This window comes from Labrenzia sp. PO1 (genome assembly GCF_012273635.1).
Classification (GTDB): Bacteria; Pseudomonadota; Alphaproteobacteria; order Rhizobiales; family Stappiaceae; genus Roseibium; species Roseibium algicola.
Window position 1 is genome coordinate 470421 of sequence record NZ_JAAXCR010000002.1, and the last position, 26633, is coordinate 497053.

18 protein-coding genes are annotated in these 26633 nt (G+C 59.2%); 10 read left to right on the plus strand and 8 right to left on the minus strand.

All coding sequences use genetic code 11. From position 1 onward, the window contains the following. The first annotated feature begins 8 nt into the window (after nucleotides 1-8). The gene (locus HCG46_RS10080) at nucleotides 9-1220 is read left to right on the plus strand and encodes a mandelate racemase/muconate lactonizing enzyme family protein (RefSeq protein ID WP_168686056.1); all 1212 of its coding nucleotides are present in this window, start codon (nucleotides 9-11) and stop codon (nucleotides 1218-1220) included. 93 nt (nucleotides 1221-1313) lie between these two features. Here HCG46_RS10080 and HCG46_RS10085 read toward each other — a convergent pair whose 3' ends face one another. Together HCG46_RS10085 and HCG46_RS10090 are read right to left on the minus strand one after the other, a co-directional pair. Further along, a complete protein-coding gene (locus tag HCG46_RS10085) occupies nucleotides 1314-3416 on the minus strand; it encodes an EAL domain-containing protein (RefSeq protein ID WP_168686058.1) in 2103 nt (700 codons plus the stop codon). Between the two features lie 298 nt (nucleotides 3417-3714). Then, on the minus strand, nucleotides 3715-5877 hold the full coding sequence (locus tag HCG46_RS10090) for a malate synthase G (protein WP_168686059.1): 2163 nt from the start codon (nucleotides 5875-5877) through the stop codon (nucleotides 3715-3717). A gap of 229 nt (nucleotides 5878-6106) precedes the next feature. Here HCG46_RS10090 and HCG46_RS10095 point away from each other — a divergent pair, with 229 nt between their 5' ends. The 3 genes from HCG46_RS10095 to HCG46_RS10105 all read left to right on the plus strand — a co-directional run bounded on the left by HCG46_RS10095 (nucleotide 6107) and on the right by HCG46_RS10105 (nucleotide 11756). Then, the gene (locus tag HCG46_RS10095; protein ID WP_031269674.1) at nucleotides 6107-7018 is read left to right on the plus strand and encodes a DMT family transporter; all 912 of its coding nucleotides are present in this window, start codon (nucleotides 6107-6109) and stop codon (nucleotides 7016-7018) included. A 109-nt stretch (nucleotides 7019-7127) separates the two neighbouring features. Next, complete coding sequence (locus HCG46_RS10100; protein ID WP_168686061.1) at nucleotides 7128-8666, plus strand: hypothetical protein; 1539 nt, start codon at nucleotides 7128-7130, stop codon at nucleotides 8664-8666. Between the two features lie 96 nt (nucleotides 8667-8762). Continuing rightward, complete coding sequence (locus HCG46_RS10105) at nucleotides 8763-11756, plus strand: cation:proton antiporter (protein WP_023001849.1); 2994 nt, start codon at nucleotides 8763-8765, stop codon at nucleotides 11754-11756. A 60-nt stretch (nucleotides 11757-11816) separates the two neighbouring features. Here the strand turns inward: HCG46_RS10105 and HCG46_RS10110 are convergent, their stop codons facing one another. From HCG46_RS10110 to HCG46_RS10120, 3 genes are all read right to left on the minus strand, one after another. Then, nucleotides 11817-12623, minus strand: coding sequence for a mechanosensitive ion channel domain-containing protein (locus tag HCG46_RS10110; RefSeq protein WP_075283300.1), 807 nt, complete (start codon nucleotides 12621-12623; stop codon nucleotides 11817-11819). A gap of 96 nt (nucleotides 12624-12719) precedes the next feature. Beyond that, nucleotides 12720-14267 carry an ankyrin repeat domain-containing protein gene (locus HCG46_RS10115; protein WP_168686063.1) on the minus strand — a complete coding sequence of 516 codons (1548 nt, stop codon included), beginning with the start codon at nucleotides 14265-14267 and terminating at the stop codon, nucleotides 12720-12722. Between the two features lie 170 nt (nucleotides 14268-14437). Continuing rightward, on the minus strand, nucleotides 14438-14848 hold the full coding sequence (locus tag HCG46_RS10120; protein WP_023001852.1) for a helix-turn-helix domain-containing protein: 411 nt from the start codon (nucleotides 14846-14848) through the stop codon (nucleotides 14438-14440). Between the two features lie 135 nt (nucleotides 14849-14983). Here HCG46_RS10120 and HCG46_RS10125 point away from each other — a divergent pair, with 135 nt between their 5' ends. Then, on the plus strand, nucleotides 14984-15550 hold the full coding sequence (locus tag HCG46_RS10125) for an NADPH-dependent FMN reductase (protein ID WP_168686065.1): 567 nt from the start codon (nucleotides 14984-14986) through the stop codon (nucleotides 15548-15550). Between the two features lie 67 nt (nucleotides 15551-15617). Here HCG46_RS10125 and HCG46_RS10130 read toward each other — a convergent pair whose 3' ends face one another. The 3 genes from HCG46_RS10130 to HCG46_RS10140 form a co-directional block, all read right to left on the minus strand. Further along, entirely contained in the window at nucleotides 15618-16481 is an 864-nt protein-coding gene (locus HCG46_RS10130) for an NAD(P)-dependent oxidoreductase (protein WP_062490086.1), read from the minus strand. Nucleotides 16482-16554: 73 nt separating this feature from the next. Next, nucleotides 16555-17298: a crotonase/enoyl-CoA hydratase family protein gene (locus tag HCG46_RS10135; protein WP_168686067.1), complete on the minus strand. Its 744-nt coding sequence runs from the start codon at nucleotides 17296-17298 to the stop codon at nucleotides 16555-16557. 21 nt (nucleotides 17299-17319) lie between these two features. Continuing rightward, entirely contained in the window at nucleotides 17320-19101 is a 1782-nt protein-coding gene (locus HCG46_RS10140) for an acyl-CoA dehydrogenase (protein ID WP_168686069.1), read from the minus strand. Nucleotides 19102-19415: 314 nt separating this feature from the next. Here HCG46_RS10140 and HCG46_RS10145 point away from each other — a divergent pair, with 314 nt between their 5' ends. From HCG46_RS10145 to dxs, 5 genes are all read left to right on the plus strand, one after another. Next, complete coding sequence (locus HCG46_RS10145) at nucleotides 19416-20411, plus strand: L-threonylcarbamoyladenylate synthase (protein WP_168686072.1); 996 nt, start codon at nucleotides 19416-19418, stop codon at nucleotides 20409-20411. Between the two features lie 831 nt (nucleotides 20412-21242). Next, on the plus strand, nucleotides 21243-22172 hold the full coding sequence (locus HCG46_RS10150; RefSeq protein WP_031269678.1) for a histone deacetylase family protein: 930 nt from the start codon (nucleotides 21243-21245) through the stop codon (nucleotides 22170-22172). 139 nt (nucleotides 22173-22311) lie between these two features. Next, nucleotides 22312-22560 (plus strand): exodeoxyribonuclease VII small subunit, encoded by a 249-nt coding sequence (locus HCG46_RS10155; protein WP_006933521.1) that lies wholly within the window; start codon nucleotides 22312-22314, stop codon nucleotides 22558-22560. 493 nt (nucleotides 22561-23053) lie between these two features. Further along, complete coding sequence (locus tag HCG46_RS10160) at nucleotides 23054-24181, plus strand: hypothetical protein (protein WP_168686074.1); 1128 nt, start codon at nucleotides 23054-23056, stop codon at nucleotides 24179-24181. Nucleotides 24182-24527: 346 nt separating this feature from the next. After that, a complete protein-coding gene (gene dxs, locus HCG46_RS10165) occupies nucleotides 24528-26489 on the plus strand; it encodes a 1-deoxy-D-xylulose-5-phosphate synthase (protein ID WP_168686076.1) in 1962 nt (653 codons plus the stop codon). Nucleotides 26490-26633: the final 144 nt, after the last annotated feature.

Consider the following 26633-nt stretch of genomic DNA (forward strand, 5'->3'; position numbering starts at 1 on the left):
GGACCAACATGAAACTCGACCAAATCGAGACCTTCGTCGTCGAAAACGCCCCGCCGCGCCATGGCGGGCGCTACTTCATCTTCGTCAAGCTGGTGACTGCTTGCGGCATCATAGGCTATGGCGAGATCTACAACGCCACCTTCGGCCCGCACCTGGTGGCCGAGATGGCGAAGGACGTGTTCCAGCGCCAGTTCGAGGGCGAAGATCCGCATCATATCGAGAAGCTGTGGCACAAGACCTATGGTGCCGGATATACGCAACGTCCTGATGTGACCGTGATGGGCGTTTTGTCAGGTCTGGAAATGGCTTGCTGGGACATCGTCGGCAAAGCCGCTGGCAAGCCAGCCTATCAGCTTCTGGGCGGCAAGGTGCATGAGCGCCTGCGCTCCTACACCTACCTTTATCCCTCCGATGGCGATGTCTATCCGGACCCGTCGAAACCCAATGTCTACAACGATCCGGACATGGCGGCCGAAGCGGCGGTCAAGGCCGTCAGCCAGGGTTTCACGGCGGTGAAGTTCGATCCGGCTGGTGCCTATACGATCTACGATGGCCACCAGCCGAGCCTTGACGATCTGGAACGCTCGGAAGCCTTCTGCCGGCAGATCCGCAATGCAGTCGGCACGAGGGCCGATCTTCTTTTCGGTACCCACGGACAGTTCACCGTTTCCGGGGCCAAGCGGCTTGCACGCCGGATAGAGGGCTATGATCCGCTTTGGTTCGAAGAGCCGATCCCACCCGAAAAGCCGGAAGACATGGCCGAGGTTGCGCGGTTTACCTCCATGCCAGTTGCAACGGGTGAGCGTCTGTGCACGAAGTATGAATTCGCCCGCGTGCTTGAAACCGGTGCGGCCAGTATCCTGCAGATGAACCTTGGTCGCGTCGGCGGCCTTCTGGAAGCCAAGAAGATTGCCGCCATGGCGGAATGCCGGTCAGCGCAGATCGCCCCTCACCTTTATTGCGGTCCGCTGGTGGCGCTCGCAAACATCCAGCTGGCAACCTGCAGCCCGAATTTCCTGGTGCTGGAATCCATCCGGACCTTTGACGGGTTCTATGCCGACCTCTTGAAGACACCTATTCGATGGGAAGACGGCTATGTCATTCCTTCAAGCGAACCGGGTCTCGGTCATGATCTGAACGAAGACGTCGCGCGGGCCCATCCCTATACCGGCAACGAACTGCATCTCGGGTTTCAGGAAAGCCCGGCTTTGCCGCTGTAAGGGGATCAGGGCCGGCAAGGCGGTTTTCTTTACCCGGCCCATGCCCTTGTCATCTCATGGTCAAACCATGGGATGACGGGAATGAAGGTTGCCTCAGGCCACCTTGCTGATCAGCGTCATGTCCTGCGCGGGCTCAGCGGGCGGAACCGGTTCTTCGACCCGGATGGCGGTTGATGCCATCAAGGCACGGCGGACGTCGGCCACCGGCATGGGCCTGCCAAACAGGAAGCCCTGAACCTCGTTGCACCCTTGCGAAGCAAGAAAGCCGAGATGGTCTTCCGTTTCCACACCTTCGGCCAGCACCGGAATATTGAGACTTTCACCCAGAATGATCGTTGCCTTGATGATCGCTTCTGACTGCTTGTTGCCCCCGAGATCCTTGACGAACTCCCGGTCGATCTTGATCTTGTCGAACGGAAAGGCCTGCAGTGTGGCAAGCGACGAATAGCCGGTGCCGAAGTCGTCCATGGCGATGCGAATGCCGAGACGTTTCAGCTGATGGATGATCTGAAGCGCGTGCGATGTGTCGGCGATGATGCCGGTCTCGGTGATCTCCAGTTCGAGACGCTCCGGCGACAGGCCGCTTTCCTTCAAGGCGTGGGCAACGATATCCGGAAAGCTGCTGTCGGCAAGCTGCACTGGCGCCACATTGACCGCGATCTTGACCCGGTTGTCCCAGGACGCTGCCTCACGGCAGGCGGTACGGATGATCCAGGCGCCGATTTCGCGGATCTGGCCGGTCTCTTCCGCAATCGGGATGAACTCGAACGGCGGGATCATGCCGCGCTGCGGGTGGTTCCAGCGCAGCAGAACTTCCGTGCCGGTGACTTCCCGGGTCATGACATCGTTCTGAAGCTGATAATAAAGCTCGAACTCGCCGTTCTTCAGGGCATTGCGCAGGTCCATGGCAAGGGCACTGCGCTCGCGGGTCTGTTGATCTAGCTCGACGTCATAACAAAGCGCGGCATTGCCGCCGGCAGCCTTGGCACGGTGCATGGCACGCTCCGCGGCTTCGATCAGCTGCGCACCCGACGATGCGTGATCGGGATAGTTCGCGTAGCCGACACTGCAACTGACGCGGATTTCTTCGCCCTGCCATAGCAGTGGCCGAGCGACCAGCTTCTGGATGCGCTTGCAAAGGTCAAGGATATAGCCCCGGTAGTAGACCGGCTTGCCGACGATCACGAATTCGACGCCGCCGTTCCTGGCGATGTATTCATCGGCCTCCAGGTTCTCCGACAGATGCTTGGCAACGTGCCGCAGCAGAGCATCTCCGCACGCATGGCCATGAACTTCGTTGACTTCCTTGAACCGGCTCAGACTGCAGTTGAGCACGACGACCCGGGCATTGTCGGCAGCATACCTGGTTAGGAAACTATCGAGATGGCGGTCGAGTGCCCGGCGGTTCGGTAGACCGGTCAGCGGGTCGTGATGAGTAATGTGGTTGACCCTGCTTTCGGCAACCTGGGAGTTCGCGCTGTCGATCGAATAGGTGATCATCGCCGACAGCAACAGGACACTCATGGTGAAGACCACCGAGATGCCGATCAACTGGTTGGAGACAAGGTCCTTGACGCTGCCATCCAGCCGCAGTGGCAGAATTTCGACACCAGCCATGGCAACAAAGTGCAGGCTGGCCACAGCCAGGATCAGGCTGAGGACAGCCCCGTATTTGCAGTAGCGTGTCACCGGGCGGGCGACTCGGCTGGTGGCAATGAGGCAGAAGACGCAGGCCAATACGATGGAAACGACCACGAAAGGCGCCGACAACATCATGATGCCGGATATCTGAAGCGCCTTGATCCCGATGAAATGCATCGCCGCAATAGAGGCACCGAAGATGACGCCCCCGACCTCGATAAGCGCTGAGCGCGGGGAAATGCTACTGACGAGAAGTCCTGCCGTCGTGCCGGCAATGGCGATAACCAGCGAGAAGGCCGTCAGTTTGAGATCGTAACCCAGAATGAACGGGCTCTTGTAGGCGATCATGGCAACGAAGTGCGTGCTCCAGATCGTACCGCCGGCGATCAGGCCGGACAACAGCAGCCAGAGATACTTGAGATCGCCCTGTGTCCGCCGAACACGGGCGAACAGCCGCATAGTCAAAACGGCACCGACCGTCAGGATTATTACCGCCAGGGCAACAAACAACGGGTCATGCTCGAAAGCTATGCAAGACAGGACGGTTAGCATCATCAACTCCAGATGATGCAAGATAGCGTTTTTCTGCTCTAAAGTAGTAAAAACACCTATATCCCATGCAATATGGATAACAGTTGGTAAATTGTTTTAACTGATTGTAAACGCGAGAATATTTTCCGGAAACTGTACGCTTTCGATCCAAGACAGTTTGCTTCGATTTTTACCCGTTTACCATTCCCGTATTGCGCAGCACAAAGCGAAGCAACACGCCATGCGGGAACAGGGGATCATAACGATTTCGGCCGCCGGGAGTGATCCCGGCGGCCGAAACTTCAAGACCTGGTGACAAATGTCAGGCTGCGGTTTTCGCCTTAAACTCGATCCTGCGGCGATGCAGCACCGGCTCGGTGTAACCATTTGGCTGGCTGGTGCCTTCGAACACCAGTTCGCAAGCTGCCTGGAAGGCGACCGAGCCGTCGAAATCCGCCGCCATCGGCCGGTAGAGCGGGTCACCTTCATTCTGGCCGTCAACGACAGCGGCCATGCGTTTCATGGTCTCCAGAACCTGCTCACGGCCGACAACGCCATGGTGCAACCAGTTGGCGATGTGCTGCGAAGAAATGCGCAGCGTTGCGCGGTCTTCCATCAGGCCAACATCGTTGATGTCCGGCACCTTCGAACAGCCAACGCCCTGTTCAACCCAGCGGACGACGTAGCCCAGAATGCCTTGGGCGTTGTTGTCGAGTTCTGCCTGAATGTCTTCCGGAGCCCAATTGGGACGTTCGGCAACAGGAATGGAGAGAATGTCTTCCAGCTTGGCGGAAGCGCGGCTCTTCAGCTCGTTCTGACGATCCTTCACGGCGACCTTGTGATAATGCAGCGCGTGGAGCGTTGCAGCGGTCGGTGACGGAACCCAGGCCGTGTTCGCTCCGGACATCGGATGGCCGATCTTCTGCTCCAGCATGGCATGCATCAGGTCAGGCATCGCCCACATGCCCTTGCCGATCTGCGCGTGGCCCGGCAGGCCGCAGGCAAGTCCGACATCGACGTTGTTGTTCTCGTAGGCGCTAATCCAGGTCGCGGCCTTCATGTCGCCCTTGCGGATCATCGGGCCGGCTTCCATGGACGTGTGCATTTCATCGCCGGTCCGGTCGAGGAAGCCGGTGTTGATGAAGAACACCCTGTCCTTGGCCTGGCGGATACACTCCTTCAGGTTCACCGTGGTGCGGCGTTCCTCGTCCATGATGCCCATCTTTAGCGTGTTGCGCTCGAGGCCCAGCGCATCTTCAACGCGGTTGAAGATCTCGCAGGCGAATGCCACTTCTTCCGGTCCGTGCATCTTCGGCTTGACGATATAGACCGAACCCGCGCGGCTATTGAGCTCCCGGCCGTTCGGACCAATGTCGTGCAGCGCAATCAGCGAAGTGATCATGCCGTCGAGGAGACCTTCCGGCACCTCGTTGCCGTCCTTGTCGAGCACGGCATCATTGGTCATCAGGTGGCCGACGTTGCGGATCAGCAGCAGCGAGCGACCGTGCAGCGACAGCGCGGAGCCGTCGGGAGCGGTGTAATTGCGATCGCCATTCATGCGGCGGGTAACGGTTTCGCCGCCTTTCACGAAGGTTTCTTCCAGGTCGCCCTTCATCAGGCCAAGCCAGTTGGTGTAGACGACGACCTTGTCTTCCGCGTCGACAGCGGCAACGGAATCCTCGCAGTCCATGATCGTCGACATGGCCGATTCCAGGATCACGTCGGCGATGTGGGCGGCATCGGTCTTGCCGATCGGATGCTGCGCATCAATGTCGATTTCAAGGTGCAGACCGTTTCTGACCAGCAGGACCTTGTAGGGAGCCGCATTGTCCCCGGAATAGCCGGCAAACTGCGAACCGTCGGCAAGGCGCGTGGAGCCCGTCTTGGTGGAAAGAACCAGAGCTTCGCCTTCAACGGCAAATCCGGTCACGTCGGACCAGCTTCCATCAGCCAGCGGTGCAGCCTCATCCAGGACCTTGCGTGCATAGGCGATCACCTCGGCACCCCGTGCCGGATCAAATCCCTTGCCTGCCGGCAAAGAGCCCATCGCATCGGTGCCGTAAAGCGCATCGTAAAGAGAGCCCCAGCGGGCGTTGGCGGCATTCAGCGCATAGCGCGCGTTCATCACCGGAACGACAAGCTGCGGGCCCGCGACAGAGCCGATTTCCGGATCGATATTGGCGGTACCAACGGCAAAGTCCGCACCTTCCGGCACCAGGTAACCGATTTCCGTCAGGAAGGTCTTGTAGCCGTCCATGTCCGGAGTACCGGGGTTGGCCTTGTGCCAGATATCGATCTTTTCCTGCAGGCTGTCGCGCTTTGCCAGCAGTGCCCGGTTCTTCGGTGCCAGATCGTGGATCAGGCTGGACAGGCTTTTCCAGAAATGGTCCTGATCGACGCCGGTATCCGGAAGGGCCTTTTCATTGACGAAGTCATAAAGAACCCTGGCAACTTGCAATCCATGGGCATCGACGCGGCCTGTCATCTGTCAGCTCCCCTAAACGAACTTGAATGTCTGATATTAGCCCGTGTTTTGGGGTCTTAACACGCAATCGTCAATTGCCGGGTCGATTGGATGACCTTTTCCATTTTGGAAAAGATCCAGATCATTATCTCCAACAGTATAAGTCGGTATACAAAAAGATAGCCCTTTGCCTGGGCCCGCCAATCCGTTACCGATGGGTTTCCACTCCATCTTCCACGCAACGGTTTTCATGTTTTCGCTGGTTAAACGTGTAGGCGACCTGACCTACGGCAACGCCCTGTTGATGCTGGCCCTGACCACATTGTTCTGGGGCGGCAACACCGTCGCTGGCCGCCTTGCGGTGGGGGAAGTGTCTCCGATGGTGGTGGTGTTCCTGCGTTGGGTGATCGTTGCCGGCATCCTGGTCCCGCTGCAATGGCGACACATACGTGCGGAGTGGCCCCTGATGCGGCCCTATTCCTTCCGCATGGTGCTGATGGCCGTCTTCGGGTTCATCGGGTTCAACACCCTTTTCTACATCGCTGCGACGGAAACCACGGCCGTCAACCTTGGCATTATCCAGGGATCCGTCCCGATTCTTGTTCTGATCGGTTCCATGATTGCCTTCGGCAGCAGGATCCGAGCCCTGCAGGTGATCGGCATTCTGCTGACGCTTGCCGGGGTGACGCTGATTGCAGCCCAGGGCAGCCTGGACGTGCTGCTGGCGCTTGCCGTCAATCCGGGCGATGGCGTCATGCTGATCGCCTGTGTACTCTATTCCGGCTATACGCTGGCCCTGCGTGACCGGCCCCAGGTCTCACCACTGGCTTTCTTTGCGGTTCTGTCCGGCATTGCCGCCATCACATCTCTGCCCGGACTTGCATACGACATCGCTGCCGGCACCGTTCAGTGGCCGTCACTCCAGGGCTGGCTCGTGGTCCTTTATATCGCGCTGTTTCCTTCCTGCCTCGCGCAGATCTTCTTCATGCGAGGTGTCGAACTGATCGGACCGGCGCGCGCGGGGGTCTTTATCAACCTCGTGCCGATCTTCGCCGCCATACTGGCGGTCTCCATCCTCGGAGAACCGTTCAAATGGTACCACGGCACCGCTCTGGCGCTGGTGATCGGCGGCATCTGGCTGTCGGAGCGCAAGGCAGGTTAAGCGGATCGGCACAGTGCCGACGCAGTTGCAACCGGGTCGAGGGTCATTATCCTTGCTGCCGTTTTGAGTTTTTTGGAAACACCTTTTCTATCTGACCGGGATTTCAGGCGTGTTGCGCAGTTTCAAAGGTTCTCTCCGCGTGCTTGCCCTCGTGGCAGCCACCTTGTGTGTTGTCTCGACCGCCGACGCCGGGCTATTGTCGCGGCTTGCGCGGGAAGCAGGCGATGCGGCCGGGTCCGCAGGCAAGCATATCGACACGCCCAAGCATCTTCTCGATGAAGGCGCTTCCCTTGCAAAGCGGTTGCCCAAGGTCACTGGTGCTGCATCCCTTGCCCTGATGCCGGCACCAGGCAACGCCTGGCAGCTTGTCACGCCTGACGGGAAAAGCCTTCAGCTCGCCTCCCTGCACGACTTGCCGAATGCCCTGGATGACGCCGCCAGACAGAACCACCGGCCACTGGCGGGTGATCTCCCGGGCAAGGCTCCTGTGCCCGACGCCCTGCAACTTGCGCTTCGGGAAACCGATTTTTTCAAACTTCGGGACCAGCTTGACAGCCTGCCCCTCAAAGCCCGGCCGGTGATGGTGAGGCCAAATGGCAAGACCTACGACCTGAAACCGATCAGCACTTCAAAAGGCACGCGGCTTGCGGTTGCGCTTTCTCCAGACGTCCTGATCAACCCGGCAACCGCAAGGGCGCTCGACGGAAACATCAGGTTCCTGTCCCGGCCGGTTAAACGCGCGGATCTCAAGATGGCGCGGTTCAACAGTTCCGAAGCAGCCAATGCTTCAGGTCCCGGAGACATGATTGCCGATCTGAATGCCGACATTCTGGCCTCCAGCCTGGCGAAGTACAAAAACAGGACGCTGGTTGTCACCGGCCGCATCACCCCGCACCCGCAAACCGGTCGACCTCAGCTCAGCGTGCGTGACGGCAAGTCCGTGCGCGAAATCGACCTCGACGCATTTCAGAAGGCGGCTGAAAGCCAGCGGGTCAACCTGATGCTTGTGGAAAGCAAATCACTGGTGCAGCCCGGCAAAAGCTGGTTTTCAAGAACAGCACTCGAAAAGCGCTTCGAGTCCGCGCAGTCGGCAATAACCCAGACGGAGCTGCTCAAGGCACTTTCGCCTCCGAACAGCACGACACTGATCCACGCTGCCGATGAACGAAACTTCCGCCTTGTTACGGCAAACCGTTTCAGCCCGGAGGCGCCCCCCGTAACGACCTCGCCTCAGGTGTCCGCCACTGCCGGAGACGACTATACGCTCGCAGGCTGGTTGCTGGACGCAAGCTTGCGCACAAGTGTCAGGACCATTCACCGCAATGGCGAGGACCCCGAGCACACGGAAGAAGTGGAAAGCCGCTGGATACCCTGGATATCAAATTTCGACCTGATCCTGCTCTCGGTCCTTTCCGTCGTAACGCTGTTCATGAGCTGGTATCTCTGGCGCTGGTGGAACCGCTTCTGGCGCTTCGTGCTGGGGAACCGGGCTGCCGCCGAAGCTCCCTCTTTGCCGCTCAAGCTCGTGAAGATCGTCTTCTTCCTGCCGTTTGCACTGATCATGCTGGTTCCGGCGATGATCTGGCTCTTTATCGGCGACTGGGTGAGATTTCTTACATGGCCGTTCCGAAAAGCATTCGGACGTTAACGCATTTGCGCGTAATCCTGTGTCCTATTGCCCGTGGCGGCAATAATTTTGGATGGCCAATTTGAAATTGCCGCAATCGCGGTGCACCATAACGACATGGAAACTCCATTAATTACAGGCGCTTTCGCGCTGCTCCTGATTACGATTTCCCTGCTGCAGCCCCTTGCCAGACGGCTTGGGCTGGCGCCCAGCGTTTTGCTGGCCACGGTCGGCACCATGATCGGCATTCTGGCGATCTATCTGCGCTACACTGCCGAAACGAATGCCTTCAACGCTATTGCGGACGTCTTCATCAATCCCCCGCTGGATTCGGAGATGATCCTCTACATTTTTCTGCCCATCCTTCTGTTTCAAACCGCCCTCACTCTGGAAGTTCGACGGATCGTCGAGGACATTGCCCCGATCCTGCTGATGGCGGTTGTCGCCGTCTTCGTCGCAACAGCCTTCATCGGCTTTGCCCTTTATCCGCTGGCAACGCTGTTTTCGCTCACCGACATCACGCTGATCGCCTGCCTGCTGCTGGGCTCGATTGTCGCCACGACGGACCCGGTTGCCGTTGTCGCCATCTTCCGGGACATTGGCGCGCCCGCGCGGCTCGGCCGTATCGTGGAAGGCGAGAGCCTGCTGAACGATGCTGCCGCCATCGTGATCTTCGTCATCCTGCTGCACATGCTGGCCGGTCACGAGACCATGACCGTCGGCGAAGCCGCCATTGCCTTCTGCCGCTCTTTCGCCGGCGGCATCATCGTGGGTGCACTGCTTGGCCGGATCGCGGTTTCCCTTTTGCCGATCATGCGCGACATTCCGCTGGCACAGGTGACCCTGAGCCTGGCACTGCCCTACGGCACCTATGTGCTCAGCGACCAGTTCGTTGATGTTTCCGCCGTTGTTGCCGTCGTCTGTGCGGGCACTGTGTTCAACCTTTATGGCCCGGCCCGCATTCAGCCGGCCAGCTGGCAATTTCTCCATGCGGTCTGGGAGCAGATCTCCTTCTGGGCTGCTTCGCTCATCTTCCTCCTGTCCGCCATCCTGATCCCGCGTTTCGTGGAAGGCTTCACGCCTGTCGACATCCTGTTGCTGTTCGTCGTCATCGTCGCCGCATTGGCCGCCCGTGCTGTCGTCATCTTCGGACTGCTGCCGGTGCTCAGCGTTTTCCGGATGGGACAGGCGGTCAACGACCGCTACAAAACGGTGATCCTGTGGGGCGGCATGCGCGGAGCGGTCACGCTGACACTGGCGCTCAGCGTGTCCGAGCATGCGATGCTCTCGGACGAAGTGTCGGTCTTCGTCACCAAACTGGCGACGGGCTTCGTCCTGTTTACGCTGCTGGTTTACGGCACCAGTCTGAAGCCGCTGATCCGGCTGCTCGGTCTCGACAAGCTGAATGCCCGCGACGAGGCCTTGCGAACACAGTTCCTGGCCCTGGCTTTGTCAGACGTCCGGCACGAACTGGAAACCGCCGCCCGCAACTATCACATTGCACCGCGCGTCACGGACGATGTGCTGAAAGACTACGAGAGCCGTGCGGAAGCCGCAGCTGCGGAAACCAACAAGCTGGAAGAACTGAAGGACTGGGACCGCGTCCGCATTGGCCTGATTGCCCTGGCAGACCGGGAACAGCAGCTCGTGCTGGAGCATTTCCATGAAAAGACCATCTCCGGACGGTCTGTTTCGCGGTTCCTGGCCCTGACCGGACGTACCGGCGACCTGACACGAAGCGACGGCCGGTCCGGCTATAATCAGGCCGCGCGTCAGCCGTTGAAATTCGGCCTCGGTTTCCGTCTCGCCCAGACACTGCAGCGGCGGCTCAGGATTGCTCGGCCATTGGCAATCCGTCTTGCCGACCGGTTCGAATTCCTGCTGGTCTACCGGATCCTTGCCGACGAGCTTGTCGACTTCAACAACAAGCGGATACGCCCCCTGCTCGGCGACCGTGTTGCCGACATTCTGCAAGACACCCTGGCGATCCGGCAGGACGAGACCCTTGCAGCCATCGATGCCCTGCGCCTGCAGTATCCGGATTACGCCGACGCCCTGGAAGGACAGTTCCTGCGCAAGGCCGGCGTCCGGCTGGAAGAAACCGCCTATGACGAAGCCAAGGAGCAGATGCTGATCGGCACCGAACTGCATCGCGACCTTCTGCGGGATGTCGAGCGGACCCGAAAAGCCTGTCACACGCGGCCTAAACTCGATCTTGGCCTGAAGACCCGCGAACTCGTCAGCGCGCATCCGCTGTTTGCGGACCTCACCCGCAAGCAGCAGAAGGCCATTCGCCGGATGATGCGGCCGCAATTCGCGACGCCGGGCGAGAAACTGATCCGCAAGGGCGACCGCGGTGATGCTGCCTATTTCATAGCGTCCGGCGCAGTGGAAGTGCGTGCACCCAGCCACAACATCCGTCTTGGCCGCGGTGACGTGTTTGGTGAAATCGCGCTGATGACCGGCGGCCGCCGCAGCGCGGATGTCGTCGCACTCGGGTATTGCCAGTTGCTCAGCCTAAGGGCGCAGGACTTCAAGGCGCTGCTGGCCGAAAACGAGGACTTGCGCAACCACGTTGCCATGCTGACCAAACGGCGTCAGCTGATGAACCTGGACGACGGTGAAACAGAAATGGAAGACCCTGTCTTTCCCATTTTCACCGAGATCAGAACCAGCAACCAGACCGGCGAGGAGCTGTCCCCGGAGACCATTCTTGCGGAGCCTGATGCAGGAGAAACAGAAACCGAAATTCTCACCTTCGATGAGGCGGACGCGCAGAATGACCCGTCGCTCATGGAGAAGTTGAGCGCGGCGGATACCGTCACTGCAACGCCTGAAGAGCCGTCTCAGTTGGAGAAGGACAAAGACAGCCACGCCGAAGAAGGCGAAGAAGTACAGGAAGTCGCCAAGAGTGACGCCGGCTCTGCCGATGCGGAACCGGAAAAGGGTGGCGCTGAAGGCACACAGCCACACTCAAAAGGCTTCGAAGCTTCTGCAGCGGACGCATCAACGCCGAACCAGGGCAAGTCGGAACCGACTGAAGAGGCCACCGCCACGAGCGAGCCTGAGGAAACTCGAAAGCCGAAGACCAAGACCCGCGAGACGGCATAGGCTTTTGATCGGAATACAATCGCCGCAGCGGACGTTCCCCTGCGGCGATGGTACGCCGTATTATCCAGCTTTCTGAATTTCGACCGAATGCGGATAGGGAATGGAGATGCCACCGGCATCAAACGCTTCCTTGACCGACTTCAGCATGTGGAACTTCAGTTCCCAGTAGTTTCCGGCATCACACCACAGCCTGACGCCAAGATCGACCGAACTGTCTCCCAGATTGGTCAACCGGACCCAGGGCTCCGGATCCTTGTGAACGCGTTCGTCCGTGTTGGCGACATCGAGAATGATCTGCACCGCCTTGTCGATATCGTCGCCATAGTCGATGCCGAAGGTCAGATCGAGACGCCGGGTGGAATGCGCCGAGAAATTGGTGATGACCGTGCCCCAGGCCTTGCCGTTCGGCATGATGATCTGAACGTTGTCCGGCGTCACAAGCTCGGTGACGAAGATGTTGAGATCCTTCACCGTTCCGGACGTTCCGCCGATATCAACATATTGGCCCATCTTGTAGGGCCGGAAGATGATCAGCATCACGCCTGCGGCGATGTCGCTCAATGTTCCCTGCAACGCCAGGCCGATGGCCAGTGTACCGGCGCCCAGCACGGCAACAAGACTGGTGGCCTGAATGCCGAAGAGCTGCAGAACCGCGATAACCGTGATGAGCAGGATGAGCCAGCGAACGATGGATGCGGCAAAGCTGCCGATCGTGTCGTCGATGCGCGGGTGAGCCACGATCCTGCTCTTGACGATGCTCGACAGGAAACCGGCCAGAAACCAGCCGATCACCAGAACGATGATGGCTTTCACTGCGTTGATGATCAGTGGCGTATAGACACTCACCTGGTCGATTGCGCTTTCCATGAAGTCCCTCCGTTCCCGTACAATCACTTGAATACGTGGAAGTACTAACAGCAGATTTGGGCACTGGCCAGCAATGCACCCTGAGATTGCTGTAACTTACCGGAATATTGCCGGGGAGCCGGCTTCATCGGCTGAACCGGCAAGCCAATCCTCGAGAAACTGTGCCATTTCCTCGTTGCCGCATCCGCTGATGTAGCGCGGATCAAGCAAGCTGCCGGCTTCAAGCAGCAGACGTGCACAGGCAATATGATCGGCTTCACGGCGTTTCGGGGAAAATTCCGAACCGTGGACGACAGTGTCGAGAGCATCGCCGCCAAAGCGGTTCTTGCGGGTAAGATCCGGTCCAAGCGAGAGGAAATAGGCCATTTCATCCGCAAGGCCGTTCCAGCCTGCCACCTGCAATGGTGGCAGCCCCATGTCGTCGGGCTCATTCGGGTCCAGTCCGGCCGCAATCAGCGCCTTCATGTGTTCCAGCTTGCCTGGAATGAAGGCGAGCCGCGTCAGCAGGCTTTTGTCTTCCTTGCTCAGACGCGCAGTATCGAGACTACCAGGATTTGCCTTTCCCTCGGCGCAGGCGGCCAGAACCTGTTCGTTCCGGTCCAGCTTGTGCGCATGACCTTTCTCCGCCAGGTATTTGGCGACCGGCAGATTGCCGTAAATCAACGCCATGGCGTATCCGGTATGTCCGTCCCAAACCGCGTCCAGATCGGCGCCATGGGCAAGCAACAGCTCGACAACCTTCACCGAGCCACCGCGCCGGGCTGCCTGATGCAGGGAGGGAATCGTGTTCATGGGCTGGCCGCTCGGATGATCCGGCACGGTGATGTTCGGATCGGCTCCGGCTTCCAGAAGCAGACGGACCTTGATTTCATCGTCAAAGTCGAGTGCGCGCGGCAAGGCATTGGTCCCATCCGGCTGCGCGCCATGCTTCAGGAGGAGTTCGAGCGCACGCGGATGCTCAAGCTCGGTGGCGTGGTAGAGGCTTTCGTTGTCGTTGGGACTGGCTCCCTGTTCCAGCAACCAACGGCCAAGTCCGAAATTATCCGCGTGACACAACGCGCCGTAGAGTGCGGACAGCATGTGTTTGTCGCCTGGCCTTTCCGGGTAACCGTCATTTACATCCGCTCCGTTGGCGACCAGCAGTTCGGCAATGGCGATCATGTCTGCCGCCCGTTCCGGACGCCGATGTATTTCCTTCGCAAATGCCAGATGCAGGATCGGCGAGCGCACACCGACCAGGCGCGTGGCGGCTGCAGCGTCCGCTGCCACCACCCCGCGAACGGCGTCGAGGTCGTACAGGGCAACCTGAAGACCGAAATTGTCGTCCTTCAGCGTCGGGTCATCGGCAAGCAGTTTTTCCGTAACCCAATGCTGGCCGAAATAGAGCGCCTGTTTCAAACGCTCTGCCCGCTCATCCCTGCTCAGCGATGCTGCTTCGAGGGTGAATTTCAGCTTAGGCCAGCTGTCATGACCGGCTTCACGGGCAATCACATGAAGAAAATCCGCGTGGCGAAGGGGCTTTGCCGGGTCTACGTTGGCAGAAACGCGTTCAGTGGCTTCCGCCTCGCCTTTCAGAAAGGCTTTTCTGAGACGTCGTGCGGATTTCTTGAAGTCATCGAGGGAAGTTGCAGGTCCTGCGGACATGGCTTTTCTCCTGTGTCGAAAGCCCGGGCGATCCGCTGGTGTCGGGCGCAGGTGAAAAACCGGCATATGTCGTCAGAAGTCAGGGTGCTTTCGCTTTCCGCGGATCCGGCAGCCGCCCTCGTCGGCGACGCCAAATTGCATGAGGACACAACGGATTGCAAGCCCGGAGGTCAGTCCGGACCGTTCTCCCGCTCGAACCGTTCGCGAGCCGAGGAGACAGCGGCTTCGTTCTCTATCGCCCAGTTGGTGAGCGCTTTCAGCGGCACCAGAAGCGTCCGGCCGAGCGGTGTCAGCGAATAGTCTACACGCGGGGGAATGCTGGGGGTCACGACGCGGTTGACCAGGCCGTCCTTTTCAAGTTCCCGCAAGGTCGCTGTCAGGGATTTCTGGGTCACGCCGCCAATCGACCGCTTGAGATCGGAAAACCGGCGCGGCTCATATTCGAGATGGGCAACCACCAGGCTGCACCATTTGCTGCCGACAGTTTGCAGCAGTCTTCGTACCGGCACGCAGCGCGGATCCTCGTGGTGCGGCAGCTGTTCGCGCGGCAGCTCTTCGACGGGTTTCGCCAGCGGTTTCATCAAGGATACCTCGGTTTCCAAAAAGTGCCGTCTTGCGGCCGGCTCAGTCTTACATCATTTCATACCAGTATCCAACGTATACCGAGGTATCGTCTGGATACTCCTCCCAAGCTTTTGTTTCTTAAGGAATTCATCATGTCGCTGAAACTGAAGATCATCTCCGGGTCGACCCGGCCTGGCCGGGTCGGGCCGACGATCGCGAAATGGGCAGCCAGTGCCGCCGAAGCGCATGGCGGCTTCGAGGTGGAAAGCATCGATCTCGCCGACATCAACCTGCCACTCCTGGACGAGCCGGCGCATCCAGCCGCCCAGCAATACACCCACGACCACACCAAGCGCTGGAGCAGCATTGTCGCCGACGCAGACGCGTTCCTGTTCCTGACCCCGGAATACGACTATTTCGCGCCGGCATCGTTGGTGAATGCCGTGCAGGTGCTTTACCGCGAATGGAACTACAAGGCGGCCGGCATCATCAGCTACGGCGGCATTTCCGGTGGCCTGCGCGCGTCGCAGACGCTGCGCGAGCTGCTTGGCAACGTCAACGTGATGGCTCTGCCGCAAGTGGTTCCGGTTCCCTTCTTCCCGGAATTCATCAACGACGAAAGCGTTTTCACGCCGAACGACAAGATGAGCGAAGGCGCCACGCAGCTTCTGGGCGAGCTGACCAAATGGGCGACCGCCCTGAAGACCATGCGCGGTTAAATGACAAGGCCGCCGGATCGACATCCGGCGGCCCCTAGATCTTCTGAACAGTGTGGAAGACCAGGTTCTACTTCTTGACCGGCCCCAGATCGCACGGCGCCTTGCTCTCGTCAGGGACGAAGAAATCAGGTGCCAGTGCCAGGCTCGGGTCCACCCGATACTTGTCGAAATCGGTGACACCGCGACTGGCCAGGAACGTGTCGTCAATGACGAACTGTCCGGTAAATTCCTTCGACGGTGTGGTGAAGATCTCATAGGCTGCATCGGCCAGAATGTCCGGCGTCCGGCTCTGCTGCATCATCTTGTCACCACCGATGATGTTCTTGATCGCCGCCGTCGCGATGGTCGTGCGTGGCCATAGCGCGTTGACCGCAATCCCCTTGGAGCGCAGCTCGCCTGCCAGCCCCAGCACCACCAGGCTCATTCCGTATTTGGCGATCGAATAGGGCGTGAAGGGCGCGAACCATTTCTCCTGCATGTCCAGCGGCGGCGACAGCATCAGGATATGCGGGTTGTCGGACTGTTTCAGATGTTCGATGGCATGTTTGGAACAGGCAAGCGTTCCACGGGTGTTGATCTGGTGCATCAGATCGAACCGCTTCATGTCGGTCTGCTGCAGCGGGGTCAGTTGAATGGCACTGGCGTTGTTGACCAGAATGTCGAGCCCGCCGAAATGTGCCGCGGTCTTGTCCATTGCTTCCTTGACCGCTTCGTCGTCGCGCACGTCGAGCAGCACCGGCAGTGCCTTGCCACCTGCCGCCTCGATCTCCTCGGCAGCGGAGTAGATCGTGCCTTCCAGTTTTGGATGTGGCTCGGCGGTTTTGGCGGCAACGGCAACGTTGGCTCCGTCACGCGCAGCCCGCAGCGCAATTGCCTTGCCGATCCCGCGCGACGCGCCAGTGATGAAAAGTGTCTTGCCCTTCAGGGACATGGTGGTTCCTCCGTATGCCGCTCTCCGGCGACAACCTTGCGGTCTGAAATTTTCTCATCCGAGCAAACGTGGCTCAGGCCTTCTTTTTCGTCATGAAAGCCTGGAAGGCAGCTATCGTTTCCGGCGCACTCAGCCGGCTGGCGAAGATCCTGATTTCTTCCTCTACGCGCTCGGACAGCTGAGCTGTGTCGCCGCGCAGAAGCTTTCTGGAAAGCGTCATTGCTTCGGGCGGCTTTGCGGCGATTTCCTTCGCGCAGGCAAGTGCTGCCGCGTCGACGTCACCTTCGACAACCTCGTTTACCAGTCCGGCCTGTGTCGCCTTTTCGGCCGAAAAGGCGTTGCCGAGGCAGAGCAGCTCAAAGGCCCGGGCCGGCCCCATGATCTGTGGTCCGAGAAGGCTGGACCCCGCCTCCGGAACAAGCCCAAGATCGACGAAGGGGGAACGGATGAGGGCGCGCGGGCTGGCAAACACCATGTCGCAATGCATCAACAAGGTCGTGCCGACACCGATGGCGATACCGTCTATCGAGGCAACCAAAGGCTTTTCGTTGCGAACCAGAGCCCTCAGGAACCGGACGACCGGAGTTTCACCAAGCCCGGTCTTGCCGGCGTATTGCAGGAAGTCGCCAATATCGTTGCCGGCGGTAAAAACTTCCGGCAGGCCGCAGATCAGATGACAGCGAATATCCGCATCCGTATTGCCTGTTTCCAGAGCTTCGGCGAGATCACTGTACATCTGCCCGGTCAGGGCGTTCTTCTTTTCCGGCCGGTCCAGACGCAGGGTCTGGACACCGTCTTCAAGGGACTTGCGGATCATCATCTACTCCGATCAGGCGGTTCAGGACGCCAGGGCTTCGGCGTCGAACGCCTGAATGGCTTCGGCGGACAGAAGAATATCCGACTTCAAACCGGCGGTTTCCCCCATTGTGGTTTCACAGAAACTGCGGGCAAGCAGAGTACGTTCTGAAAGCCGCTGTGCCGGTTCACCTGTCGAGGCAAGCGCACCCTTGGCAAGCAAGGCGCCGCCCAGGGTCAGCCCGGCCAGTCGCAGATAGGGCGTCGCCCCGGCCAGGGCATCGCCGACCCTGCCGTCCGCCTGCGCGCTCAGCATGAAGCTTGTTGCGTCCTCAAGATCCCGGATACTGGCCGAGAGCCGATCCGCGGTGGCACCGAATTCCGGGCGGTTGGAGGCAGCAACCTCGTCGGCCACCGTTTGCAGTTCCGCGATAAAGCCCTTGATGTGCTCACCGCCGGACAGCGGCAACTTGCGCATGACCAGGTCGATGGACTGGATTCCGTTGGTGCCTTCATAAATCGGGGCAATGCGGGCGTCGCGCAGATGTTGTGCGGCGCCGGTTTCCTCGATGAAGCCCATGCCCCCGTGTATCTGAATACCCAGCGAAGCGACCTCGACGCCGAAGTCGGTCGGCAGTGCCTTGGCGATCGGCGTCAGCAGGCTTGCACGCTCGTTCCAGAAGGTCTTGCCAGCGTCGTCTTCGGCAATCTTCGACATGTCGATGGCGTGGGCACAGGCATAACAGATGGCGCGGGCAACCTGCGTGCGCGCCTTCATGCCCAGCAGCATGCGTTTGATATCCGGGTGGCGGGCAATCGGGCTCATGCCTTCGCCGGTCTCGCCGGGAGCCCTGCCCTGCTTGCGCTCCAGCGCGTAGGCAAGCGCATGCTGATAGGCGCGCTCGGCCACGCCAAGCCCCTGAATACCGACTGCAAGGCGAGCATTGTTCATCATCGTGAACATGCAGGCCAGACCGCGATTTTCCTCTCCGACCAGCCAGCCGATGGCACCGCCCTCGTCGCCATAGACCATGGTGCAGGTGGGCGAACCGTGAATGCCCATCTTGTGTTCGACACCGGCCACCTTTACGTCGTTGCGCTCGCCCAAGGAACCGTCGTCGTTGACCAGGAACTTCGGCACAAGGAACAGCGAAATACCCTTGGTGCCTGCTGGCGCATCCGGCAGGCGGGCCAGCACCATGTGAACGATGTTGTCGGTAAGATCGTGGTCGCCGTAGGTAATGAAAATCTTCTGGCCGAAGATGCGGTAGGTGCCGTCGTCCCGACGCTCGGCCTTTGCCTTGAGCGCGTTCAGATCCGAACCGGCCTGCGGTTCGGTCAGGTTCATGGTGCCCATCCACTCGCCGGAAACCAGCTTCTCCAGGTATTTGGCCTTGAGCTCTTCCGAAGCGTGTTTTTCCATCGCCTCGATAGCGCCGATGGTCAGGGTTGGGCCGATGGCGAACGCCATTGAGCCGGAGTTCCACATTTCCAGAGCCGCCGCCGACATCATGACCGGCAGGCCCTGGCCGCCGGACTCCGGATCGGCGGTCAGGCTGTTCCAGCCGCCCTCGATCCATGCGTGATACGCTTCGCGCCACCCCGGAGGAGTAGACACCTTGCCATCGGCAAGCGGCGTGCCGTGCTTGTCGGCAACTGCATTTAGAGGTGCGATTTCCTCGGCGGCGAACCGGCCCGCCTCGGTCAGGATGGCATCGACAAGATCGTCGCCGAGTTCGGCATGACGGGCACTCTTTTGCAGGTCGGACAGACCGCAGACATGTTTCAGAGTGAAGGCAATCTCATCGACGGGTGCGCGATACATTCAGGTCCTCCCAAAACCAATTGGCTTTCGATTCTTGCCGCCGGATGGCGGTTTTCGCTGTTCCGAGCTTGACGGCGGCAAGGCTACTCCGCAAAAGGCGCTATCGACAGCGGTTTGAAAGGACAATAGACCCGTTGACGTTAACGTCAACCCGTATCGCAGCGGCAGGTCATCGTCTTTTTGGTCAATTGCGGAAATGACATGTCCGGTCGGCTCGAGCCCTTCCGGAACTCATTGTACCGTCATTGTCGGAACCGAAATCTTCGCACATCCGGTCAGCTCTCGACTGCCGGGTACGCAAGCGAGTGAGGCACATGCGGACTTGGACGCTCGACATCGCGGCACCTGACTGGAAGGAAGCGCCTGAAGCAGATGCGGTGTGCGCTGCGCTGATGGCGGGTGACCTTGTGGCGGTGCCGACCGAAACCGTTTACGGCCTTGCCGCCGATGCCACCAACGGCACGGCCTGTGCGAAGATTTTTGCCGCCAAGGGCAGGCCCCAGTTCAATCCGCTCATCTCCCACGTCCAGACGCTGGATGCAGCACTGGAACATGGTGTTTTCGACGAACGCGCACTTGCACTGGCTGAAGCCTTCTGGCCCGGCCCCTTGACGCTGGTCGTGCCCAAACGTCCGGATTCCACGATTTCCGATCTGGCCACTGCCGGACTTCAGACTGTTGCGCTTCGGGTTCCGGTCGGTCCGGTGATGCGATTTCTGGCAGAAAAGACCGGCAGGCCTCTCGCCGCGCCAAGCGCAAACCGCTCAGGCAAGATCAGTCCGACGCGCGCAGAGGACGTCGTTGCCGATCTCGGCCCTTCGCTCAGCTTCGTCATTGATGCGGGCGCTTGTGCCGTCGGTATAGAATCCACCATTGTCGGCCTGGTTGACGGCACACCGCGCCTGTTGCGGCCAGGAGGCCTTGCTCGCGAGGACATCGAACGAGTACTTGGCCAATCGCTGCAAGGCGCGAGCCCCGACATGCGGCCGGACGCTCCCGCGGCCCCCGGCATGTTGACGTCTCACTATGCCCCCGACGCTGCGATGATACTGAACGCCAGCGAGGTGAACGCCGCAGACGGACTGCTCTCCTTCGGGGCTGATCGTTTGCCAGGAGCTGATCGTGCACAGGCTGAATTCAACCTGAGCCCGGCAAGTGACCTTGCCGAAGCTGCCGCAAATCTGTTTCGCGCCATGCGATTTCTGGACGCCAAGGGTGTCCGCGTCATCAAGGTGCAGTTTATCCCCAGCTTTGGATTGGGCGAAGCGATCAACGATCGGCTGCGCCGTGCGGCAGCACCGCGCGACTGACCCCGATCAACACTTGCGATGGAATGAGCCGGCTAAATTCATCCGGCAATGTTTTGGCGCATTCTTCGGCACCAAAACAAAAGGCCTTAAAAAACAGCAACTCGGAAGCAGGCGCTAAAATTCAAGCTGAATCCGGATCGCCTTAAGTTAACCGAAAAGAGACGCAAGTTTCCGCTTTAACGGACAAGCAACCGTCGCCGTCGCAACTCGATTTTGGTTAAGCAAATCATACAATATCTATCGAGATACGACCCTCTACTGCAAACTTATCAACACCATGCCCCAAATGGATTACGGTAAAAAGCTCGCATTCCCTTACTGGAATCACGTAGTTTAAGAATCAGATTTGAGATGCAGCGGACCTCCCCTCGGGCATTGCGGTGCTCGCACCTCGGTAAGGGCCGGCAAAGAGCCGGCCCCTTTTTTTGACCCTCCCTTTCCCATGACCCAAGTCCGATCAGCCGAAGCTGAAGCCGGCACACCGGGACGCGTGCGACACTCGCCCAGTCAGCTGCCTCATGTACTCACTTGCCTCAAACGCGCTCAATGCGATGGCGAAAGTTTTCAAGCGAAGTTCAAGCGAATTCCCAGATCAGACTTAAGCCACCTCTCCCGCGATGCGGGACAGGCCCCATGTGGAACCGGTATCGGGGTCCAAGTTCAGTCAGACCTGACTTTCTAAAATGCCCGCCCGAACTCCCGGCTTTCCTTTCCGCGGTTCACCAATTTTGCCGCAGTCGTTATTCCAATGCGGGAATTGACAGCCTGTCCGGCAACCGTTCTGATGCAGAGCCGACAAAAGATAACAATCGACCTTCCGGAAACGCCCCCTTGTCTACCTTGCTTCTGCATCATTCGTCCTATCTCGACCACCTGACACCCGTGGGGCATCCGGAGCGACCGGACCGGATCCGGGCGATCGACAGGATCCTGGAGCACGAAAAATTCCAGTCCGTGGAACGCGACCTCGCCCCAATGGGAACCGTTGAGGACATCGCCCGCGCCCACCCGATGAGCTACGTCGACCAGATCCACCGGCTGGCGCCGGCGGAAGGAACAGCCCGGGTTGATGCGGACACCACCATGTCGCCCGGCACCTGGGAAGCAGCGCTTCGCGGCGTTGGCGGTGCATGCCGTGCGGTCGACGAGGTCCTGACGAAAAAGGTCAACAACGCCTTTTCCGCCTCGCGCCCACCTGGCCACCACGCGGAAAAAGACCGCGCCATGGGCTTCTGCTTTTTCAACAATGCAGCGGTGGCCGCGCGTTATGCGCAGGCAAAGTTCGGACTGGAGCGGGTGGCCATCGTCGATTTCGACGTTCACCACGGCAACGGCACGCAGGACATTTTCTGGGACGATCCCACGGTAATGTATTGCTCCACCCACCAGATGCCGCTCTATCCGGGCTCAGGAGCCGCCTCGGAGACCGGAGAAGCCAACACGATCGTAAATGCACCTCTGGCCCCGGGGGAGGATGGAACCGGCTTCAAGGAAGCGTTCGAAGTCCTGCTGCTGCCTCGCCTCAATCACTTCGCGCCGGAGCTGGTTATCATTTCCGCAGGTTTCGATGCGCACATGCGCGACCCGCTTGGGGGCCTTAATCTTGTCGAAGCCGACTTTGCCTGGGCAACGCGCGCGCTGATGGACGTTGCCGATGCTCATAGTAACGGTCACCTGATCTCCGTCCTTGAAGGCGGATACGATCTCGAGGGCCTGGCGCGATCGGTCGCAGCCCATGTCATGACGTTGATGACGGGCTAAGCGATCCCGCTTCGGCGCGGCAAGATCGAAAAGCACGGGGATGACCGTCTGAAGGCCCAAATGAAACCTTGACCTTCGGCCCTCAGACCGCAAGTTTCCCTCAAGACCAGATGCCATCCAGACAAACGGGATCCGACCGATGACCGATGCTGCCAACGATATTGCCGGCCTTTCCTTTGAAGAAGCGCTGAAGCAGTTGGAAACCATTGTGCGGGAACTCGAGCAAGGGAACGTGCCGCTGGAGCGAAGCATCGACATGTACGAGCGCGGTGACGCGCTGCGCAAACATTGCGACACACTTCTGAAATCGGCGGAAGCCAAGGTCGAGAAGATCCAACTGGGTCAAAATGGCGAAGCCAGCGGTACCGAAGCACTCGACCCGCAGTAATCCGACAAGGTCATTTTCCAGTTCGACCAGACGCAATACCGTCAAATCGCGATCAGAGCAGCCTTGAAACGCGGCCTGTTCAGCCGGCGGACGCTTTTAGCTTACGTCATCCCTCATCGTCTTGACCGGCTAGCGGCTGCTCAATCGCCAACCGGAATATCGCCGGCTTTGCGAGCGCGCCGCCTCGTTGATGTGTCGGCCACCTTTATCGAGAAGACGGCGTCAACTGCGGCCAATCCACCAGCACAAGCCAGCATCCACTGTATTCATTTTGAAGTAAGCCCAAGTTCCACCCATATTCTGACATAATAAATTTCATACTATTCAACGATCATTCGACCACGCGTACCCTAGGTTACTATTGGCAGATTTATTGCAATTTATTCGATAAGTTGATAAAAATATTGTCAAAATAGAGCCTCGACAATGTAATCATTAATAGACACAGCAGAGCATGCCGGCACTCAGCCAACGCGACCACATAGAACTACTTATGCGGATGCTCAAGCGCCCGCTACAACCTGAAGGTTGGCCCCCAGTACTGAACTTCATCGACGGCAAACTGAACTGCAGAACCTTTCTTGCCGAATACGATGGAGACGGGACACCGTTAAGGTCCCTTGGCGGCGAAGACCAGGCCAGAGAGCTCGCGACCCTTTTGAGCCGCATTGAAACGGTGAGCGGCAACACCGCATTTCAGTTCCTGCTCACCGAAGCCGCCCCGCTCTACCCCTATTCAAAGACATCCCTGGCGAACCATCGACAGGCGGCATCCGCCCCCGCCACCGGATCGCAGGAAACTTCGCACTCAGATGCGAATATGGCAGACAACTGGCTGAAAAATGCTCCCGGGCTGATTACCCCAGTCAGGCGCACTGCACACTCTTCCGTCCTGTTTGGCTGTCTTTTCAGAGGATACAGCACCGAAAGGATTGACGCGGACCGGGCCAGCGCGACCTTTCACACCCTCGTCAGTGCGCTGCTGCCCGCACTCGATCTGCACTTCCAACTGGAAAAACAACGGCTAGAAAACCAGCTCCAGGAATTGATGCTTTTGGAACAGGAGAGCGCTGCGGTTCTTGTCGACGCTAACCGGGTGATACTTGCCGAGACGTCAGAAGGGTTGGAAAGGTTGAACGAACTGGATATCGCCGTCCGTCGGCAACGGCAGCTGGCGATCAACAGCAGACGCCTTGAGATTGCCCTTCAGGAACACCTGGCGACTTACGAAGACGGCGGCATCGCAGACCCGACAAGCGTCCTTTTTTCTCCCGCACCGGACAGCGGGCTTGTCTGCCGGGTGTCGCTGGAGACCGTTTCGTGCCCGGGCCTGCCGCCGGACGCCTGCGCACAACCCTTGTTTTTGATCCGCACGACAACATCAAAAGACCCTCCGGAAGAGGTCGAAATTTGCCTTCAGGATCACTACGAGCTTTCACATTCCGAAGCACGTCTGGCCTGGCATCTGACCATGACCGGTGCACTGAGCACCACGATCCAGGATCTCGGCATCACGCAGAACACTGCAAAAACACATCTGCGACGGATATACGAAAAGACCGGAGCGCACACACAACTTCAACTCGCACGGCTCGTCCACCGGATCGCCCGCCTGTTTTGAAAGTACTCAGGAACGCAGAACCTTGTGTTGAAGCCAGTTGCTATCATTATTGTTTCAGCAACCGGAAAGCGGCCAACGCACAAAAAAATGGAGCCGTGTATTACGACTCCCAGTTGATCACTGTGCACGTGGCCCCATCGACCACACCCATTCCCTAGGCCAGTTCCAAATGCTTTGCATCACCCAATGGGGTGATTGCGCGTATTTTCACTAAAAATTGCACGGTTTCTGCCAAACACCTTCTTAAGTCTTTTGAGGGAAAGGCGTGGTAAATTTTCGACCGAAATCATGAGGCCAATTTGGCGCATACCCCCCGCCCGATTTGCGCCCTATATCCGGTTGGTGTATGCCTGCCCGCCATGTTTCAAATCGTGGAGCTATCTCCAGAGTGACTTCCAAGCTCGATACCCCGCTTCTTGACAAGGTCAAGTCCCCGGCCGATCTGCGCCTGCTCGATGAAAGCGAACTCAAGCAGCTCGCCGAAGAGTTGCGTGCGGAAACGATTGATGCCGTGTCGATTACTGGCGGACACCTGGGCGCCGGGCTTGGCGTCGTGGAACTTACTGTCGCGCTGCACTACGTGTTCAACACGCCGGAAGACAAGCTCATCTGGGACGTCGGCCACCAGTGCTATCCGCACAAGATCCTGACGGAACGCCGCGACCGCATTCGCACGCTTCGCCAAGGCGATGGCCTGTCCGGCTTCACGAAACGCGCCGAAAGCGACTTTGACCCGTTTGGTGCAGCCCATTCCTCGACGTCGATCTCGGCAGGCCTCGGCATGGCCGCCGGACGGGATCTGAAGGGCGGAAACAATAACGTCATAGCGGTGATCGGTGACGGCGCCATGTCCGCCGGCATGGCCTACGAGGCGATGAACAACGCCGGCCATCTCGGCTCTCGCCTCATCGTCATCCTGAACGACAACGACATGTCCATTGCGCCGCCGGTCGGCGCCATGTCCGCCTATCTGGCCAGGCTCGTTTCAGGCCCGACCTACCAGACCCTGCGCGATGCGGCCAAGAACCTGGTGAAGAACCTGCCCAAACCCATGTTCGAAAAGGCGGCTCGGGCTGAAGAATATGCCCGCGGGTTCTGGACGGGCGGCACGCTCTTCGAGGAACTCGGCTTTTATTATGTCGGTCCGGTGGACGGCCATAACCTGGAACACCTGCTGCCTGTTCTGAAGAACGTCCGCGACACCCACCATGGCCCGATCCTGATCCATGCGGTCACGCAGAAGGGCAAGGGTTATGCTCCTGCCGAAGGGGCGAAGGACAAGTATCACGGCGTCGCCAAGTTTGATGTCGTCACCGGCAAGCAGTCCAAGCCGAAGGCCAATGCGCCCAGCTACACCAACGTCTTTGCGACGTCCCTGATCAAGGAAGCGGAAACGGACGACAAGGTGGTCGCGATTACAGCTGCCATGCCGGACGGAACAGGCCTTGATCTGTTCGGCGAAGCCTATCCGAAACGCACCTTCGACGTTGGTATCGCCGAACAGCACGCAGTCACTTTCGCCGCGGGTCTTGCGACCGAAGGCTTCAAGCCCTTCTGCGCGATTTACTCCACGTTCCTGCAGCGCGCCTATGATCAGGTTGTCCACGATGTGGCGATCCAGGGTCTGCCGGTGCGTTTCCCGATTGACCGTGCAGGCCTCGTTGGTGCGGATGGCCCGACCCATGCCGGCGCTTTCGACACCGCTTTCCTCACCTGCCTTCCCGGCTTTGTCGTCATGGCGGCTTCGGACGAAGTGGAGCTGCGCCACATGGTGGCAACTGCCGTTGCCTATGACGAAGGCCCGATCTCCTTCCGCTATCCGCGCGGCGAAGGTGTCGGCCTGGAGATGCCGGAACGCGGCAGCGTACTTGAAATCGGCAAGGGGGTCATCCGCAGGGAGGGCACCAAGGTTGCCCTTCTCAACTTCGGTGGCCGCATGAGCGAATGCCTCAAGGCTGCGGACGAACTGGATGCGGCCGGTCTTTCGACCACAGTCGCTGATGCCCGCTTCGCAAAGCCGCTCGACATGGATATGATCCGCCGTCTTGCCCGCGAGCATGAAGTTCTCGTGATGATCGAAGAAGGCTCCGCTGGTGGTTTCGGCAGCCATGTGCTGACCCGGCTTGCCGAGGAAGGCTTGCTGGACAACGGACTGAAAGTGCGGGCCCTTACCTTGCCGGATGCCTATCTCGACCACGACAAGCCGGACCTGATGTATGCCCGGGCAGGCCTCACCTGCGACGGCATCCTGAAGACCGTCTTCACCGCACTCGGAACGGCCTCCGTCAGCGCGCCGCAACGCGCCTGACCGGTCTTCAGGCTACCGGCTCCAGCACGCGACATGCTGCAATGGACAAAGTCGATTGGGGAGCGGGTTTCAAACCTGATTGACACAGGCCGCCATACCTGAAAAGGCTGGTCGAAAGAAACAGACGCGTCGGATCAATCCGGC

What these genes read in the sequence shown, in the direction of transcription:
- HCG46_RS10155 (WP_006933521.1), top strand. Translation starts at nt 22,312, where the DNA reads ATGACCGATGCTGCCAACGATATTGCCGGCCTTTCCTTTGAAGAAGCG.
- HCG46_RS10080 (WP_168686056.1), top strand. Translation starts at nt 9, where the DNA reads ATGAAACTCGACCAAATCGAGACCTTCGTCGTCGAAAACGCCCCGCCG.
- HCG46_RS10105 (WP_023001849.1), top strand. Translation starts at nt 8,763, where the DNA reads ATGGAAACTCCATTAATTACAGGCGCTTTCGCGCTGCTCCTGATTACG.
- HCG46_RS10125 (WP_168686065.1), top strand. Translation starts at nt 14,984, where the DNA reads ATGTCGCTGAAACTGAAGATCATCTCCGGGTCGACCCGGCCTGGCCGG.
- HCG46_RS10085 (WP_168686058.1), bottom strand. Translation starts at nt 3,416, where the DNA reads ATGATGCTAACCGTCCTGTCTTGCATAGCTTTCGAGCATGACCCGTTG.
- HCG46_RS10135 (WP_168686067.1), bottom strand. Translation starts at nt 17,298, where the DNA reads ATGATCCGCAAGTCCCTTGAAGACGGTGTCCAGACCCTGCGTCTGGAC.
- HCG46_RS10160 (WP_168686074.1), top strand. Translation starts at nt 23,054, where the DNA reads ATGCGGATGCTCAAGCGCCCGCTACAACCTGAAGGTTGGCCCCCAGTA.
- dxs (WP_168686076.1), top strand. Translation starts at nt 24,528, where the DNA reads ATGCCTGCCCGCCATGTTTCAAATCGTGGAGCTATCTCCAGAGTGACT.
- HCG46_RS10145 (WP_168686072.1), top strand. Translation starts at nt 19,416, where the DNA reads ATGCGGACTTGGACGCTCGACATCGCGGCACCTGACTGGAAGGAAGCG.
- HCG46_RS10095 (WP_031269674.1), top strand. Translation starts at nt 6,107, where the DNA reads ATGTTTTCGCTGGTTAAACGTGTAGGCGACCTGACCTACGGCAACGCC.
- HCG46_RS10115 (WP_168686063.1), bottom strand. Translation starts at nt 14,267, where the DNA reads ATGTCCGCAGGACCTGCAACTTCCCTCGATGACTTCAAGAAATCCGCA.
- HCG46_RS10130 (WP_062490086.1), bottom strand. Translation starts at nt 16,481, where the DNA reads ATGTCCCTGAAGGGCAAGACACTTTTCATCACTGGCGCGTCGCGCGGG.
- HCG46_RS10110 (WP_075283300.1), bottom strand. Translation starts at nt 12,623, where the DNA reads ATGGAAAGCGCAATCGACCAGGTGAGTGTCTATACGCCACTGATCATC.
- HCG46_RS10090 (WP_168686059.1), bottom strand. Translation starts at nt 5,877, where the DNA reads ATGACAGGCCGCGTCGATGCCCATGGATTGCAAGTTGCCAGGGTTCTT.
- HCG46_RS10120 (WP_023001852.1), bottom strand. Translation starts at nt 14,848, where the DNA reads ATGAAACCGCTGGCGAAACCCGTCGAAGAGCTGCCGCGCGAACAGCTG.
- HCG46_RS10140 (WP_168686069.1), bottom strand. Translation starts at nt 19,101, where the DNA reads ATGTATCGCGCACCCGTCGATGAGATTGCCTTCACTCTGAAACATGTC.